14 protein-coding genes are annotated in these 17321 nt (G+C 34.5%); all 14 read right to left on the reverse strand.

Annotation, left to right across the window (positions count from 1 at the left end):
* Position 1 precedes the first annotated feature (1 nt).
* The 14 genes from CWC04_RS08910 to CWC04_RS08975 all read right to left on the reverse strand — a co-directional run bounded on the left by CWC04_RS08910 (position 2) and on the right by CWC04_RS08975 (position 17089).
* Positions 2-2209, reverse strand: coding sequence for a GumC family protein (locus CWC04_RS08910; RefSeq protein WP_138685183.1), 2208 nt, complete (start codon positions 2207-2209; stop codon positions 2-4).
* A gap of 22 nt (positions 2210-2231) precedes the next feature.
* The gene (locus CWC04_RS08915; protein WP_138685184.1) at positions 2232-2750 is read right to left on the reverse strand and encodes a polysaccharide biosynthesis/export family protein; all 519 of its coding nucleotides are present in this window, start codon (positions 2748-2750) and stop codon (positions 2232-2234) included.
* On the reverse strand, positions 2750-3964 hold the full coding sequence (locus tag CWC04_RS08920; protein WP_138685185.1) for an outer membrane beta-barrel protein: 1215 nt from the start codon (positions 3962-3964) through the stop codon (positions 2750-2752). Before CWC04_RS08920 ends, CWC04_RS08915 begins: the two co-directional genes overlap by 1 nt.
* A complete protein-coding gene (locus tag CWC04_RS08925; RefSeq protein WP_138685186.1) occupies positions 3948-5351 on the reverse strand; it encodes an undecaprenyl-phosphate glucose phosphotransferase in 1404 nt (467 codons plus the stop codon). Before CWC04_RS08925 ends, CWC04_RS08920 begins: the two co-directional genes overlap by 17 nt.
* A 202-nt stretch (positions 5352-5553) precedes the next feature.
* Positions 5554-5952 carry a 3-phosphoshikimate 1-carboxyvinyltransferase gene (locus CWC04_RS08930; protein WP_138685187.1) on the reverse strand — a complete coding sequence of 133 codons (399 nt, stop codon included), beginning with the start codon at positions 5950-5952 and terminating at the stop codon, positions 5554-5556.
* 26 nt (positions 5953-5978) lie between these two features.
* A complete protein-coding gene (locus CWC04_RS08935) occupies positions 5979-7391 on the reverse strand; it encodes a phosphohexomutase domain-containing protein (protein WP_138685188.1) in 1413 nt (470 codons plus the stop codon).
* Between the two features lie 35 nt (positions 7392-7426).
* Positions 7427-8830 (reverse strand): mannose-1-phosphate guanylyltransferase/mannose-6-phosphate isomerase, encoded by a 1404-nt coding sequence (locus CWC04_RS08940; protein ID WP_138685189.1) that lies wholly within the window; start codon positions 8828-8830, stop codon positions 7427-7429.
* 1 nt (position 8831) lies between these two features.
* A complete protein-coding gene (locus CWC04_RS08945) occupies positions 8832-10289 on the reverse strand; it encodes an oligosaccharide flippase family protein (RefSeq protein ID WP_138685190.1) in 1458 nt (485 codons plus the stop codon).
* A 3-nt stretch (positions 10290-10292) separates the two neighbouring features.
* A complete protein-coding gene (locus CWC04_RS08950) occupies positions 10293-11288 on the reverse strand; it encodes a glycosyltransferase (RefSeq protein ID WP_138685191.1) in 996 nt (331 codons plus the stop codon).
* 211 nt (positions 11289-11499) lie between these two features.
* Positions 11500-12549: an acyltransferase family protein gene (locus CWC04_RS08955; protein WP_138685192.1), complete on the reverse strand. Its 1050-nt coding sequence runs from the start codon at positions 12547-12549 to the stop codon at positions 11500-11502.
* A complete protein-coding gene (locus CWC04_RS08960) occupies positions 12546-13709 on the reverse strand; it encodes a glycosyltransferase (protein ID WP_138685193.1) in 1164 nt (387 codons plus the stop codon). The genes CWC04_RS08955 and CWC04_RS08960 overlap by 4 nt, the downstream gene beginning before the upstream one ends.
* Complete coding sequence (locus CWC04_RS08965; protein ID WP_138685194.1) at positions 13709-14821, reverse strand: glycosyltransferase family 4 protein; 1113 nt, start codon at positions 14819-14821, stop codon at positions 13709-13711. The genes CWC04_RS08960 and CWC04_RS08965 overlap by 1 nt, the downstream gene beginning before the upstream one ends.
* On the reverse strand, positions 14818-15876 hold the full coding sequence (locus tag CWC04_RS08970; protein WP_138685195.1) for an acyltransferase family protein: 1059 nt from the start codon (positions 15874-15876) through the stop codon (positions 14818-14820). Before CWC04_RS08970 ends, CWC04_RS08965 begins: the two co-directional genes overlap by 4 nt.
* Positions 15869-17089 carry an O-antigen ligase family protein gene (locus CWC04_RS08975; RefSeq protein ID WP_171038568.1) on the reverse strand — a complete coding sequence of 407 codons (1221 nt, stop codon included), beginning with the start codon at positions 17087-17089 and terminating at the stop codon, positions 15869-15871. Before CWC04_RS08975 ends, CWC04_RS08970 begins: the two co-directional genes overlap by 8 nt.
* Between the last annotated feature and the right edge of the window lie 232 nt (positions 17090-17321).

Consider the following 17321-nt stretch of genomic DNA (forward strand, 5'->3'; position numbering starts at 1 on the left):
ACTATGAAGTTGGTTGCTCAGGCTTTTGAGAGTAATCGTAATAATCATAGTACCCGTGACTATGTTCATCCTTACTTTTGCTCATATCAACTTTATTAAGTACAATACCCGCCACATGCGCCTTAGATTCAAAGAGTCGCTCTATTCCGGCTTTTATTGGTTTAATACGGGTAACGTCCGATTTAACTACATAAATAACTGAGTCAGCACCTTGTGAAATAACAAGTGCATCACTCACAGCCTGAGTTGGAGGGGTATCAATTATTATATGATCGTACTTCGTTTTTAAAACATCGAGCACTTCGTTAAAGCGTGAGCTAGATAAGAGCTCTAACGGGTTACCAGGAATTTGCCCACTAGGCATAATAGCAACCCCAGACTGCCCATCAACATGGACACATTCACTAAACTGCTCAGTACCTATAATTAAATTACTTAGCCCAGGGTGGAATACCGGTATATCAAAGCGCTTTGCTATGCTTGGTTTACGCAAATCTGCATCAATTAATAATACCTTACCCATTTGAGCAAGCGACATAGCTAAATTAGCTGAAGTAGTCGTTTTACCTTCACCTGGAGAGCTTGATGTAACTGCAATAACTTTATGATCGCGATCTAATTGCGTTAATAATAAACTAGTACGGAATGTACGAACAGACTCTGCAAAACGCCTGTAGTTATCGTCAAGGTAAGCATGTATAGGAAATACGCTCTTTTTCGGCATCGGCACATTAGGTAATAAGCCTAGCATGCGCTGTGCAAGCTTACCCTCTACATCGTTTTTAGTTTTAACGGTATCGTTTAAAGCATCAAATACAAAGCTCATTACAACTGCAAAACCAAAACTTGCAACAAAAGCAAGTACAATTATCAGCTTTTTATTTGGCTTAGCTGGATCTTTAGGAGCAAATGCACGATCAGTAAAGCGTGCAGCTGCAGAACTAAAGTCACTTGTTACTTCGGTTTCTTTAGAGCGTGATAAGAACGTATTAAATATATTACGGTTAGTTTCAACTTCACGTTTAAGCTGATTATATTTAGTTTCTTTACGCGTAATATCTTGATACTCAGCACGTATTTTAGCCAAGTCACGTTCAAGCGCAGTCACAGTACGTGTTATACGGTTTAACTCTTTTTCGATGCCGGTAATAAGGCCTTTTATTTGCTTATTTAAATTATTTTTTACAGTAGCAAGTTCAGCCTTCGCAGAAATTATTTTAGGGTGTTTAGGACCATAAACTTCACTCAAGTCACTTAATTTACGTTCAACGAGTATTACCTCACGCTTTACATCCTGTATCACTTTATGGGAAGTGATTTCTGGCATACTGCCTAAAAGTTCTAAATTGTTATTACCATACTCACTGATAACACGGTTAATGCTTTCAAGGTTATTTTTTTCGTTACGTGCTACTACTAACTGTTGTGATATCTGCTCAAGCTCTTGTGTTGCTAGACCCGCTATCCCTTCAATATCAACTAATTTTTGCTGTTCACGGTAGGCTTGCAAACGTACTTCAGAGTCATCTAACTGAACACGAAGCTGAGATAAACGCGTATTTAACCAGCTAGATGCTTGTTGCGTTATACCCATTTTTGCACGCATTTGGCTTTCTATGTAAACTTCGCCTACAGTATTTGCTACAAGTGCAGCTAATTTTGGGTCGCTCGATTCAAAGCTCACCCTAACTAATTGGGTTTTACGAATGGGTGAAACTGAAAGTCGAGATTTAAAAGCAGATAATAAGCCAAGCATTTCACGCTCAGCTTTTTCTTCAGCAGAATATACCGCCGTTTCTTTTTTATTTAAAAAAGGCAAGTACGATTTAATTGCCGTTTTCATTTCACTAACAGGAGAAGGTTTAGCAATAAAATCCGTATGACTTCTTAAGTCAAGTTTTCTAATCACCTCACGAGCTATACTATCAGACTTAATTACCTCAAACTGGGTCAAGTAATACTCTTTTTGGTTAGAGTCTAATCCGTATATTTCCTCAAAACTAACTGCTTTAGCTTGCTCTGCTTCTATAAGTAATGTAGCTGTTGCAACATACTTAGGCACTAAAGTAAGGGTAACCATAATAGTTAATAAAGTAACCACGGTTGCAAAACCTAATATGCGCCACTTAGCACGTTTAAGCACATTAAGGTAGGCACTAAAGTCTATTATTTCTTCATTATTGTTTATGTTATCGTTCATTTGGTTCATTAAATACTGCCTTGTAAACTGCTTAAAACAAGCGTTGTTCAATTTTTATAGTATCGCCCGCTGCAATTTGGCTATTTAAACTACCTTTTTGTTGCTGCTGTTTTGTTTGCTCTTTAAATATAAAAATTTTATCTACAGATGCTCGCTCAGTTAAACCGCCAGCAAGAGCTATAGCTTGGTTAACTGTCATCGCTGGTTGGTAAGGATAAGCCCCAGGGTTTTCAACCTCGCCATGTATGTAAAAAGGTCTGTATTCTATAACTTGTACATAAACATTAGGGTTTACTAAATAATCGGGCTTTAGCCCCTCTGTGATGACCTGTTCAACCTCTGAGGTGTTTAAACCTGCAAGTTTAACTTTACCTAAAAATGGGTAATTAACCTCACCACTATTACCTAGCAACGCAGTAACTTCTAAATCTGGTTGACCAAATACTTTAATTTCAACCTTATCACCTGCCCCTAATACATAACTTTGCGCAGATTGAGCAAAACAAATACTGCTAAATACAAGCAGCGTTAAACTAAAAATATACTTCATTAATTAGCCTTTAACGCAAAAGTAAAGTTAACACCGACTATTACGCGGTCAAACTCAATTGCATCTTGTGTAGAGTTTTTATCCATAAAATCTACATACGTAGAAACCATACCGAAATTACTAGCCACGTAGTTAAGCCCCAAACGTAAGTTTTTAGTTTTATCTTTTCGGCCAACGTCACCTGTATATTGCTCATCTGTGTAACTTGCACTCGCAAGCGAACTTAAGTATTCACTCCAGTTATGAGTCCAATTAACACCATAAACACTTTCTTTAATGTAATCGCCCTGTACTAACGGGTCTTTTGCTGCGCGACTAGTCATAAACTGGACTGTAGAGTAACTAAGCGGCTGCCAATTAATCGCTGCTTCCCAGCTTATACCACTAAAATTTTCACGCTGACTCGATTCAAAGTCTTTGCTTTGATAACCCACTTTAAACGAACCAGAAGTAACAGCCGTTGCCTCCCACTCCATACCTGCCAGTACTTTTACATCATCGCTGTCACGCGAAATACCACTACTAGCTAATACATCGTAACGATAATTCTCTTGTTTAACTTCCAAAAAGGTACGAGTGGCAGCTTGGGTATTATAATAACCTGTTACCCCTATTAACGATTTATCATAGTCTCGGTACTGGGATACTTCTCTAAAACTTTGGTATTTTTTACTAAAAAAACCCGCACTTAAAGCCACTTGCGCTTTTGAACTTTGTGCGCCATATTCATAACTCGCTAAAACATTTTGTTGTTGATACTTTACAAGTTCGTTAACTACATCCCCAAGGCCTTCAGTTATGCCACTGCCACGTGGTTCATATAGCCAATCGGCATCACCATTAACATCTAACCTATGTTGGCTTGTAAATTCTTTATGAACACCCGCACCTATATTAACTTGCGTAAAGTTATCTGTAGCATCTTTATTGTGTAACGAGCTACTAGTGCCAAAGTCTAAGCTATAGCTATCTGGGCCATCATCAATTACCGCTTTAACATTAGGAGTAATTGTCCAAATTAATCGCGACTCTTCATCATCGGGGGTGCTAAAAAAGTTATTGTTACTACTAATACCAGTTTGTAAAGTGGGGGTGATTTCGGCCCCATCTTTAGTCATAATACTACCAGGCTTTAAATTAGCAGCTGCAGGCGCAGCTATAACAACGCTAAGTAAAGCGCTAAGTGGTACAAGTTTTTTAGTATGCATTTGCATTTTTAAATCCCTTAAAAATTGTCATAAAAATAATTTTAACATCAAACCACAACGACCAATGTTTAATATAATGCAGGTCAAACTCTACACGTTTTTCCATTTTGTCCAATGTATCGGTTTCGCCACGCCAGCCATTAATTTGTGCCCAACCAGTAATACCTGGTTTAGCTTTATGGCGTAACATATAAAACTCTACTTTTTTACGGTATTCTTCATTATGTGCAACAGCGTGAGGCCTTGGGCCAACTATCGACATATCGCCTTTTAAAACATTTATAAATTGCGGTAATTCATCAAGGCTAGTACGTCGCAAAAAACCGCCTAAAGGAGTAATACGTGCATCATTCTTTTTAGCTTGAGTCACAACTGCACTGTTTTCAGTAACGGTCATTGAACGAAACTTCCATACCTTAATTTTACGTCCATCAAGGCCATACCTGTCTTGTTTAAAAATAACCGGCCCTTTAGATGTAAATTTAACAGCAAATGCAATAGCAATTAAAATGGGCGAAATCAACATTAAGATTAAAGAGGCAACAATTATATCTTCAGTGCGCTTTATAAATTCTCGTGCACCAATAAATGGGGATTCAAATACGCTTAGCGTATCAAGCTCTCCAACGTGCTCTATTCGTGCGTGTATTAGGTTAGACATTAAAAAGTCTGGGATAATATGTACATCTACTGTGGTATCACCTAATTGTAATAATATTTCAGCAATGCGCTTATCCGCTTTCATAGGTAGAGCAATATATAAAACGCCAATCTCCCCTTTTCGGGCAGCATTAACAGCGTCCTGTATTTTACCTGCAACATCATGCTTTGTTGAATTTTCGAATAATCGTTCTGGTTTACGGTCGTCATAAAAGCCTAAAAACTTAAACCCCAACTCATCATTTTTATTAATTTCGTTGTATAAATGAACAGCAGACTCTGTTGCACCAACAATGGCAACATTTCGTAAGTTTATTCCAAGCTTTCTTCTGTTTCTTTTAAATAAGTGAGTTACTAGTCGCCAGCTATACATAAAAGCAAAACTAAGTAAAAACCATAAACCTAAACCAATACGCGAGAGCTCATCAGTAAATTTAAAAGCGAATGAAACAAAAAATAAAACTGCAAATGCTACAAATAAAGAGCCCCAAGCACACAAAACCATGGTTCTAAATTTACCAGCACGCCAAGAGCGATAAGCAGAAAATATTTCGGCACAGTACAAAAAGCTTAGCCCAACTGTTAAAACAGAGACCATATAAATTGGGGTCAAATTTAAATTGTAAAATAAAGCAGAACACTGAAAGGCTATAAACAACGCAAAAATATCAAACAATCGATAAAAATTCGCATCAGACGAGCCTGTTGGCTTAAACGTCCGTGAAGATGTCATACTATGTATCCCTATAGATATCTTTATATATAAATTTAGTATCACTAAACTAAGGTAATTCTACCTTAGCCTCTAAGTTCATTCAACCTAGTTCGCAATACCTGTATTTTAATTTTAAACAACAAAACATTATCTAACCAGTTAATAACTACAAATAAACAAATGCAAACGCGTGTAAACTTTATTAAGCATAACCGTTTAATTAAACAAACAAGCTTTTAAATGAATGCCATATGCCTAAAGAGAAATCATCAAATAGATTTATACCTAAAGCAGATTTAATTAGGTACAAAATTAAAGCCATTACAATAATAAATATAAGAGTTAATATACTGATGAAAACTACTTGAAAGATCCACGCAACCTTTTTTTCGTTTTCATTAAGTTCACGTCTATTTCTACCGGCTAAAAAAACAAAGTAATACCTATATTTAAAAAACTTAACCACACCTCTAGAGTCTATGGAATGGCGTCCCCATTGCCTAGCTCCTATAGCAACTTTTAGATGAACTAATTGTTCTTCAGTAAAGCTTTCTTGTACTTCCTCAGGCATTCTGTTCAGTAAACTGCGTACAGCAGGATCACTTGTTATTTTAGCCATCGTATCAACTCCCGACTATTCGTTTATTATGCGATACGTGAAGAAATTGACTTTAAAGTAAGTTCACATAATTTCTTTGCTTTAGCTAAAGTTGTACTTTCTGTATAGCAACGTAGCTCTGGCGCATTTCCGGATGGCCTTAAGTGAACAACATCTTCATTGCTAAAAGTTAGGCGTAAACCATCTGTATCATCGTGTGAATCTAAATGTAAAAACTCTAGATTTAACTCTTCAACTAATTTATTAGGGTTTAATTTACCATTTTCAATAATTGAATTACTTACTGATCTCTCTATATTCTTCAATCTATCACTAAATGTAACTCGTGAAGGCAATCCATTATATAATTCAGAAAGTGGTAAGCTCTCAGCTAATTTTAGCACAGCTAACACTGGCAATAGAGCATCCCGTGTAGGTAAAGCTAATAGTTCATTTCCTTCAATATAAATAGATGAAGCAAGTAAAAAACCACCATTCGCCTCAAAGCCTGCTACGGCGTTAAATTTAGTGGTGAGCCCACTAAATGCCGCTATAACATATGGTGAGCCAATTTTAGTGCGTTCCACCTTTTTAAAAAAGTGTGCTTGCTCAATACTAGTGGTACAACTTACAGGAACTGCCAAAGCCTCTACACCTAGACTTTTGGCTGCTAACATACATAAAGTATCACCAGTAAAGTACACACCATTTTCATCAGCTAAAAGAGGGCGATCTCCATCACCATCCGTAGAAAAAATAGCGTCTAAATTAAATTCTGCTGCCCATTTTTTTGCTTGCTCTCTATCAGATTCAGCTACAGCTTCTGTATCTATTGGCACAAATTCGTCGCTATAACCAAGGCACACCACCTCAGCGCCTAATGCACTAAATAACTGAGGGTATAATTCTCTGCCGGCACTTGAATGCTGGTAAATGCCAATCCTCTTATTACTCAATAAATTGCTTGAGAAAACATTTAGGTATCGAACCATATAACTATCAAAAGCAGAACTATCAACTAAAGGCAGTGGTTGCAATTCAATTTTATCAAGTTGGGTTGAACATGATGTTATTGCAACTTCATCTTGTTTGGTTATTTCGCCCTGCTTTGTATAAAATTTAAGCCCATTCCTATCAAAAGGAATGTGACTACCTGTTACCATTATCGCAGGTATTTTTGCGCACTGAGCTGAAAAAGCTAGTGCAGGTGTTGGCAAAACCCCATAATATTCTACCTCAACACCTGCTGATTTAGCTGCGCTTATACAAGCTCTCGCCATGGCTGCACTACTAGGGCGATTATCTATAGCAATAGCTATGCGTTTAACGTCATCTTGCGTATTTATGAAAGCCAGAGTGAATGCAAAACAGACCTCATTAGTAAAGCTTGTAACTAAGCCCCTAGCGCCTGATGTACCAAATTCAATCCCGCTTTGTTTAATAATTGTAGAACTATCCATTATACCCTCTTAACCTAAATACTATTTCTTGTATGTTAAGAACGACCATAGCGGTCTTCAAAACGAACAATATCATCTTCACCTAAGTATGAGCCGGATTGAACTTCAATTAATTCTAAATCGACCTTCCCTGGGTTTTCTAATGCATGAACAGATGTAATAGGAATATACACAGACTCATTTTCAGTTAGGTACTGCTCCGTACCATCCAAGTGAACCTTTGCAGTACCAGAAACTACAATCCAGTGTTCAGCTCTATGATGATGCATTTGTACTGATAATTTAGCACCAGGCTTTACCGTAATACGTTTAACCTGAAAACGTTCTCCACAATCTACAGAGTCGTATTTACCCCAAGGTCTAAAAACTTCACGATGAAATGTAACCTCAGATCTGTTTTCATTTTTTAACTTATTGACTATCTCTTTAACTTTTTGAGATTCATTTTTGTGAGCTACTAAAACTGCGTCTTTAGTATTAATAATAACTAAGTCTTCAACACCTACAGTAGCTACTAATTTCTCATCAGCAAATACTAAAGTGTTTGTTGTATCTACAGCTTTTACATCGCCATTGAATGCATTGCCATTTTCATCTTGGTCAGAAACTTCCCATAAAGCGGCAAACCCGCCCACATCACTCCAACCCGCATCCATTGGAACGACCACAGCGTCTTTAGTTTGCTCCATTACGGCATAATCAATGGATTCATCAGGGCACGATTCAAATGCTTTTTTATCTACACGAACGAAGTCCATATCATCGTTTTGTACCTGCATAGCTTGTTCACATGCGCTAAAAATGTCTGGTCTAAATGCCTTTAACTCATTTAAATATCGGCTAGCTTTAAATAAAAACATGCCGCTATTCCAGTAATACTCACCACTTTCTATATAAGTTTTAGCAGTAGCTAAATCTGGTTTTTCGACAAAACTATCAACAACAAAACCGGTTTGGTGGGGAGCACCTCGTTTAATATAACCATATCCTGTTTCAGGTTTGTTACCTGTAATACCAAATGTAACTAGCTTACCTTCCTCAGCAAGTATCGATGCCTGCTCTACACTTGCCTGAAAAGCTGAAATATCTTCTATAACGTGATCAGCTGCCAAAACAAGCAATAGAGGGTCCTCATTGTTTTCAACTGCTTTAAAAGCAGCCAAAGCTATAGCAGGAGCAGTATTGCGCCCTACTGGCTCTAAAAAAATCCCTGAGTGTTCTACGCCTAACTGACGAACTTGCTCTGCAGCAATAAATCTATGCTCTTCGTTACATATAAGCATTGCAGGAGAATGACTTATCCCATCTAAACGGGCAAGTGTGTCTTGTAACATAGTTTTATCACCATTTAATGATAAAAATTGCTTAGGGTAGTTTCCGCGAGAAAGTGGCCATAAACGCGTTCCTGAGCCTCCGGCCATAATTATAGGTAAAATCATCTTAGTCCTTATTTGACGGTCTTACTTCAAGCAGACCTAATTTTGAAATAGTTAAAAATAGTAAAGTAACAACGGTAAAAAATAATAGGCTTGTAATTAAACAATTTATAAAAGCATCAATGTAACCTATACCTAATGCATTACTTAAAGTCGCATCATCCAACAAATTCAAATAGCAAGTTATAATTAGAGTCGTCAGAATTAAAAATTGTTTAATAGGGTAACTTTTAAATAAATACTTATGAAGCACATAAAAACATTGTAAATAATTTAATGCAAAAGAGACTGCTAAAAATGTACATAGGGTAAGCAAATCGCCGAAAAGAACACCTAATACAATAGCGCAAACATTTGCTGAGGATGAAAAAAGACCACAATAAAACATTTCTTTTGTTGCGCCAAAAGCTTGAAATATACCACCAGTAGTACTTAATACCATTTGTAATGGTATGGTAACAGACAAAACTTTTAAGATATAAACTGTACTCTCCCACTGTGGGCCAAAAAGTATTAATACTATATCTGCAGCAGACCAATACAATACCATAGAGGTAAAAAGCCCTAGGCAAGCTAGTTTAATAGCTATACGGTAAAACTCCCTCATTACAATAAAAGGATTATCCTTATGCTCCGTCAAAATGGGCTGTAAAGCGGGTGTAATAGCAAAGGTAAATAATTGCAATGGATAACGCATTACCTGATAAGATTTTTCGTAAAACCCTACGGCAACCGCACCAAAATATTTCGTTATAAGTATAGTGTCTAAATTACGAGAAAAAAAGTTAAGAATATTAAATGCCAACTGGTACTTAGCTACTGCAAACAATGTACATATCGCTTTTATATCTTTCCCAAAATGAGCTTTGCCAATTGAAGATTTTGTAGAAGAAAAATGATAAAAAACAAACCTTATAACAGGTACAACCATCAGCTTACTTATTAAACCTAAAACACCAAATCCTTGGTAATACATAACCACAGCCACAGCTAATGATAGCAATTCAGCTAATATTTCAGCTCTTGCAATTAATAAAAACTGTGTATCTTTTTGTAAGCTAGCTAATGGGAGCATTGATAACGCAGAAAACAAAATATTAAACGCCAAAACTAAATTAATATAGGATAAATTTTCAATTTCTAACCAGCCCATTAGATAGGGCGTAAAAATATAAAAAAGTAAAGCTCCAACGGTACCTATAATAAAGCTAGCAGTGAAAATACCATCGCGCTGGTCAATTGAAATACTCTTTGCATATATCACCGCTGGACCGAGGCCTGAAGTAGCAATCAACTGAAAAAATAAGATTAATACTGTTACAGCCGCTAAAACACCAAACATTTGAGGAGTATAAAGTCTTGATAATATCGCTAAAGAAATTATCTGAAAAATATATAAACTATATTTCCCTGCTAAGCTTTTTAGTATCGCCTGATTTAACTTATTGCTCAAATTACTCATAAATTATGACTTAAGCTCAAAAAGTACATTCTTTAATTCATTAGCCATTTTATAGTTTGTCGTATCGACAGGAGATGTAACAATTTTTCTATCAAGCAATTCATTCAATTTAATTGTAGGCATATCTTGTTCAGGCATCAGTACTGTAAAAATTTTATTGCTTATCTCATTTGCTATCTGCAATTGATGGTCGTCTGAAAACTCATTAAACTTACTTACTCTTGGTACAAACAGCACCTTTTTTTGATACGCAAGCATCTGATTAATACTACCAATACCACAGTGGCTAATCACCAAACTGGCACTTTTTACTAGTTGCTCCATCTCAGAACGAGTGATCATATCAACAACTTTACCTTTTGCAGGTGAGTGCTTTAATTTATTGTGCCCAGCCTGAATAACCCAACGCACTTGGTCATTGTTGTACAAGGGTTGCTTGTAAAGCATTTCGAACAAACGATCAAAGTCGTACTGGCTTGTACCTACGGTTACCAAAATAATTGGCCTGCCTTCAACCGCTTCGGTTACTGGTTTATAATTATTTTCAGATAATATATCAAAGCACTTACCTATATACTTAGTATTACTTTTAGACGCTACGTTCTTCCATTGACTATAAAATTCATCATACAAATGATATTTTTTTATTAACTTTCCAGTATTAGAAAGTTCGACAACTCGAGATAATGTATCTAAGTATATAAATTTTAAAGAAGAAACTTTACAAACCAATGCAAAAGGTAACGCGATAGGGCCCCCAGTACTAAACACTGCAGCTGGCCTTTCTTTCAATAAAACGTACAGAGCAAAAAAAACATTAAAAATGTGTATAAAAATATTTTTTTGCGTGTCTATAATTTTATATATTTTTGAAATATTATCTTTTTTAATATTTACTTTATTTGAAACAAGTACAATTTCATTACATTGGCTTGTAGCACACATAGCTTGTGTTAAGTGCCCACCTGCTGAAGCTATAACTAAAACTTTTTTATTCATGACAATCCTTTAACCATACTATTATTAATCAGCCCCATAATTGTTACGCCCGAAGAAAATGGCGCGGTCCAGAAGCGAAGTAGTTACCTATAGAGGCTCAAACACACAAGTAGTTTGAGGTAGAGCTATTTAAGTATATAAATCAATTATTACAGATTTAAATTTATCACCCTCAGAAAAACAAGCTTTAGAGGGGAGGGAGATTTCATAATTATAAAGCTCCTTGCTTATACTTATACAGTTTTTTTTGAAGTTCCCCTGGGAGTTTTTCAAAAAAATAATAAGAAAGAAAAGATAAAAACAATGTAAGTAGAAGACTTAAAATAAAAGAATAAACAATTCCAGTGAAACTATAAGCGCTATTTTTCATAAAATTAAATACTAAAGCTAGCGCTAACATATGTAGTAAATAACAAGAGTAACTAATCTTGCCAAAAAAATTTAAAAAGGAGTTAGAAAACCTAATTTTATAAATAAAGGCTGCAAAAAGCACAACACCAAAAAGATATGGAAAAAACCAACGTACCCACCCTTCTTTGTAATACATAATTTGTGCTAGGTATAAACATATAAAATAAACACAGCAAACTATTGCTAAATTTTTTAAATTAATACCTTCACTTTCAAAGTGAGAGCGCATAATTGACCCAAGCACCATAGTAGCAAGGCCTAGTGGCATTACTATAGGTACCCGAACACCTAAATTAAATCGTAAAAACGCAAAAAACACGGCAACTAAACAAAAGGCAAATAAAACAAAGGTTCTTACCTTTAAGCATTTAAGATAACCAAGGTAATATAGTGCTGCAGTACCCATATAAAAGACGACTAATAAGTGAAGCGTCCAATACGCACCTTGAACACTTTCATACCCTAAGTACTTTGGGATCATAGTAAAGTTAGCTACTACCTGCTCTAAAGAGTCAATATTAATACCAACCCCATATGCAACAGTCAAAGCAACAAAAATAGAAAACCAAAATGCTGGGTATAACCTAAAAGCTATACGTTTTAAGAATTGTCTTATGACAAAATTTCCCTGTTTACTCTGTAGGCTAAAGGGTACAACAAACCCCGTAATTAAAAAAAATACAATTACACCTACTCGCCCTAATTCAAATGAATTAACAAAACTCGTTATACCAGAGAAATAAATTGTGGAATTGTTATGCTTTACATACATATCCAAAAAGTGCCCTATTAACACTAATAGTGCAGCGCAGCCTCTTAAATTTTGTAAAAACTCCATTTTACCTTTCATAGGAACTCCCTTTTTAACTCGGTGATGTTTCTTAAAACGTGTGTATAATTTTCAGAAATTTTTTCTTCTGTAAATTTCTTTAGATAGTGGCTATCTAATATTAATTCCACCCCTTTTTTTATCGATGAATATTCGTTTTCAAACTTAAAAAGAGACTTTTCAATGTTATCGACATCGTTATCTGGTATCTTAACCCCCGCATTTACGTATTCTAAATGTCCGTCTATTCCAGTATTTTCTAAATATAAAATAGGGCAGCCACTAGCTAGCGATTCTACATAAGTCATTCCAAAAGTTTCATTTTTAGATGGTAGTAAAAAAGCTTTTGATTGCTTTAGTATTTTCAATACATCTTTTTGACTTATAGAACCTGTCAAACTGACTTCATTCTCTAGAGATAAGCTATTAATGAGCTTCTTTACTTTTTCAACATATTCGTTATCACCACTACCTATAACAGTTAAATTTAGAGCTACTCCTCCATCTTTTAATTTTTTTATTGCGGTTAGCAGTTGCTCAAGCCCTTTTCTTTTATATTGATGAAAACTTAAAATGGTTACGTAGCCCTTCCTAGAGCATACATCAATAGAATTAGAAGTATGTAAGCTAAACTGACAAATATTAGGTAAATCTAACGTAGTTGGGTGCTTATATCTAAGCTCACTTTCGACAAACCCTTTACACCAAGGACTTACATAAAAAATTACCTTTGAGTTTCTATAAATTTTAGAAAATGTAGTCTTACAATCAGGCAACCTTTTTATATTGTGTGTATCGGATCCCCCCCTAACAGATAGCACATAAGGTATTTTAAATTTATCGGCTAGATAATAGGTAAACATTCCTTCTGTGGTAAGTTTATGGCCATGCACTAAACTAAATTTATTTTTTTTAATAAAGTAAAATAGAATCAAAGACCAAAAATAAATTATGGGCCTATAAAAAAATGCTATTGGTAATGCCCAATAAATAACTGATAGACCCTGATCAAACTTTTTTATAGAAACTTTGAAAGGGTTTGAGGTTCTATTAATAGAAAGTACATAATGCTCTACACTTGGTTCGGATTTTTTTACCCCCTCTAGCAAGTTTGATACTGCTAAAGTAGATGGGTAATTTCTTCCATCGGGGTAATCTTGATGAACATGCAATATCTTCATTACAAATCCAACATCGCTTTTTCTATCAAGCTTTTTACATTCATTTTAAAAGCTGAACAGGAAAACTTTTCTGCGTTTAACCTTACTTCTTCTGCTGAGAATTGCTCCAACTGTGATTCGAACTCAGTTACAGCGTCAATTATACAGCTCGCTGATTGTTCCTTAAAGTGGATACCACTCACGTTGTTTTTAACTGTTTCTAAGCACCCGCCCTTTCCAAAAGCAATTACAGGGGTACCACAAGCTTGTGCTTCCACAGGTATAATTCCAAAGTCTTCCTCTGCAGCGAATACAAAAGCCTTTGCTTTTTGCATGCTGTGTAACATGACTTCATCAGATTGATAGCCCAGCAATTCGATATTTTCTACATTGCCTACAATTTCTTTAATTTTTTGCATTTGTGGACCATCGCCAATAATTCTTAATTTTTTTGATGGCATTTTAACGAAAGCTTCTGCAATTAAATCCAAGCGCTTATAAGGTACTAAACGTGAAGCGGCTAAATAAAAATCCTCTTTATTTTTTTCTAGTGTAAACTTTTTAATATCTACTGGGGGATAAATAACATCAGCTTCTCTTCTGTAGCATTTATTAATACGCTTTTTTATAAAAGATGAATTGGCTACAAATTTATCAACGCCATTCGCTGTTCTCACATCCCAAATTCTAAATTTATGCAAAAAATAACGTGCAATAATAGACTTAACACCACTACTCATACCACTTTCTCTTAAATACTGCTCTTGCATATCCCACGCATAGCGAGCTGGAGAGTGGCAATAACTAACGTGTAGCTGTTCAGGCCCGGTAATCACACCTTTTGCAGCAGAGTAACTAGAAGAAATAACCAAGTCATAACCCGATAAATCAAACTGCTCAATAGCAATTGGAAACAAAGGGAAATAGTTTCTATACCTTTTGTGAGCAAATGGTAGGCGCTGAATAAATGATGTCGTAACATTAGTATTGCCAAGCCAATCTCTATCTTCTTCAGGTAAAAAGTCAACCAAAGTATAAATATTAGCTTGTGGGTATATATCTATTAACTCCTTTAGAACTTTTTCAGCTCCACCGTTTACGACTAACCAATCATGTATTATTGCAACTTTCATTTTAATCCTTTAGTTTTAAAATTATCTCTGGTTGTTATAACGGTTATAAGTAAAGTAACAAGAGATAAGAAAATTATTAGCTCACCTATAGCTGATCGCTCATCTAAAACTGTAATAGCGATAGGACCTGCTAAAAACAAAAAATAATGCCCTACGTAAGCTAAAAGAGAGTTTCTGCCTAATAACGGCAATAAACGGTTATTTATAATTGATAGAAGGTTGTTATACTTTAAAGCACAAACAAAAATCGTTAATAATATTGCTTCTCCTGAATATAAAGCCATATACAAGATTTGAGGTGGTGACTTCAGTTTTGCTGTAGCTAATGCAACTACTACATCTTCATATAGTCCAAATAATAAAATGACACTAATTGTAAATAACGTAGAACCAATTAGTAAAAACGTTTTAACACGTTGATAATTGTTATTCAAAGAAGAGTACAAAGTATATAAATACATTGAAACCATTGCTAAAGAGAAAAAAGGGAAAAATGCATATACATCGAAAAATAGAAACCTAAATAATAAGCCACTCTCAGAGCTACTAAAGTTATAACCGATAGTATAACTAATTATATATAAAGAGAATGCACTGAATAAAAATATTGAACTCTTTACTTTATTAATAAGCAGCATTGCTAACGGAGCTAGTAATATAGCAAAAAAATAAAAAGTTAAGATTTCTCCTGATTGTGAAAAGTTTTTGTATAAGAGCACATCAATTAGATCTGTTTTATAGTCTCCATATCTAAAAACCGCAGTCACAGCAATAATTTCTCTTGCTATAAATACCAACAATAAATTTTTTCTTAACCTCTTTTGTATAACTAATACATCTCTGAAGTTATTAATTTTTGTTTTATATGCAACTGCAAAAGTAAACCCAAAAATCATTATAAAGTATGGCGTCGCAACTCTCAGAAAAGCTTTTACTAGATTCATAGCTTCATAAGATATAAAACCACGGGTTTCCAATGCACCCACGTAATGAACAAGTATTAACAAAACAATTGCTAAACCTCTGGATGTATCTAACCATGTTATTCTATTCACTTATTTTTACCTTTTTAACCAAAGAGAAGGCTACTACTATCAAAAACAGCATCCAAATAACCGTATTATCTCTATAAAATGATGCTTCTGTAACATTGTGAAAAATAATTATTGTTATCGCAGCATTCCCCACTCGTCCCTCAATATATTTAGCTATATAAGCAAATAATAAAGTGACCGGAATAGATAGAACCCCAAACTGAATAAGCAAATCCAAGTAGCCGTTATGTGAAGAAGTTATATACCTAAGAAAACTATGAGAGTCATCAAAAAAATATGGGATTTCTGGAGTACCAAAATAACTTGCATATCCATAACCTAAAAATATATTTTTATAAAATTTTAAATCGTAGTAGATAGTATCCCATATATACCCCCTACCAGTAATAAATTCTGGCTCTACATAAAGCCCTATATGCATATAAGAATTTGCATAATAAGTCACGCATGGAACAACTATAAAGATAAAAGCGAGTAAACATAATAGTGAAAGATTAATTATTCTTATATATTTTTTCTTTATTTGAGTAAATATAAAAAAAACAATAAGCAATAATAAACATGTCTTGCTTTGAGTTAGAATTACTAGTGTCAATAAAGTAGAAAAAATAACAAATCTATTTTTAACTGACTTAGCATTGCAAAAATAAGTGTACAAAATAAAAATAACAACTAAGTTTATACCTAATATATTTTTACCTTTCTCATATCCGGCTAACGAGAGATCAGCTGTTAATCCCCAGCCCATTATTAAAGTCAACAGGATAAGAAATAACATGTAATATAGGCATAACTCTATACACTGAGCAACATTGTTTTTCTTATAACTAAAATAAAAAGAAAGTATACACACAGTTATAAAAATCAGCTGAAAAAAAGTACGTTTAAAAACGTAACTAGGAAACGATGACCAAAGCATTGAAACAAATGAAATTGATATAATCAAACTAAATACTATTACAGCATTATTAAAATGTTTTTTTATAAATATTCTACGTTTATCATAATAAAAATTTAGAAGATAAACGAAAAATAGTGAAATCCAAAAAAGCTGCTTGAACATATTGTTTCCAGACTTACTATCTATACGACTAGTTAAATCTAAATCCATCATTCCTACTTTAGGATATAGCGCGGGAGAAAAACCACCAAAACAAAAAATGAGAACTAATAAAAAACCGTACTTATTAACAAAATCAATAAAATTATTCACAACTTTCCCCGGATAAATCAACATTATAAGTGTTAATTAAATAAGAAAACACTTTGATTTTATCTAACATCATTAATAATATTTTAATATAAATTTTCCCTTTACAGACAGATTAGTAATGAATAAAGAAAAAACATTCTAAGACTGGCTTTATTTGTAAACATAACTTTTTTGACTTAACCTTATCTTATTGCATATCTGTATAGTGAGTTTTAAGCTATTTTTATCAAAA

The sequence above is a fragment of the Pseudoalteromonas sp. S2893 genome (assembly GCF_005887105.1).
Lineage (GTDB): Bacteria > Pseudomonadota > Gammaproteobacteria > Enterobacterales > Alteromonadaceae > Pseudoalteromonas > Pseudoalteromonas atlantica.

Coding starts and splice junctions, on each gene's coding strand:
- CWC04_RS08945 (WP_138685190.1), bottom strand. CDS start 10,289: ATGAGTAATTTGAGCAATAAGTTAAATCAGGCGATACTAAAAAGCTTA.
- CWC04_RS08935 (WP_138685188.1), bottom strand. CDS start 7,391: ATGGATAGTTCTACAATTATTAAACAAAGCGGGATTGAATTTGGTACA.
- CWC04_RS08915 (WP_138685184.1), bottom strand. CDS start 2,750: ATGAAGTATATTTTTAGTTTAACGCTGCTTGTATTTAGCAGTATTTGT.
- CWC04_RS08965 (WP_138685194.1), bottom strand. CDS start 14,821: ATGAAAGTTGCAATAATACATGATTGGTTAGTCGTAAACGGTGGAGCT.
- CWC04_RS08950 (WP_138685191.1), bottom strand. CDS start 11,288: ATGAATAAAAAAGTTTTAGTTATAGCTTCAGCAGGTGGGCACTTAACA.
- CWC04_RS08925 (WP_138685186.1), bottom strand. CDS start 5,351: ATGACATCTTCACGGACGTTTAAGCCAACAGGCTCGTCTGATGCGAAT.
- CWC04_RS08920 (WP_138685185.1), bottom strand. CDS start 3,964: ATGCAAATGCATACTAAAAAACTTGTACCACTTAGCGCTTTACTTAGC.
- CWC04_RS08960 (WP_138685193.1), bottom strand. CDS start 13,709: ATGAAGATATTGCATGTTCATCAAGATTACCCCGATGGAAGAAATTAC.
- CWC04_RS08930 (WP_138685187.1), bottom strand. CDS start 5,952: ATGGCTAAAATAACAAGTGATCCTGCTGTACGCAGTTTACTGAACAGA.
- CWC04_RS08910 (WP_138685183.1), bottom strand. CDS start 2,209: ATGAACCAAATGAACGATAACATAAACAATAATGAAGAAATAATAGAC.
- CWC04_RS08955 (WP_138685192.1), bottom strand. CDS start 12,549: ATGAAAGGTAAAATGGAGTTTTTACAAAATTTAAGAGGCTGCGCTGCA.
- CWC04_RS08940 (WP_138685189.1), bottom strand. CDS start 8,830: ATGATTTTACCTATAATTATGGCCGGAGGCTCAGGAACGCGTTTATGG.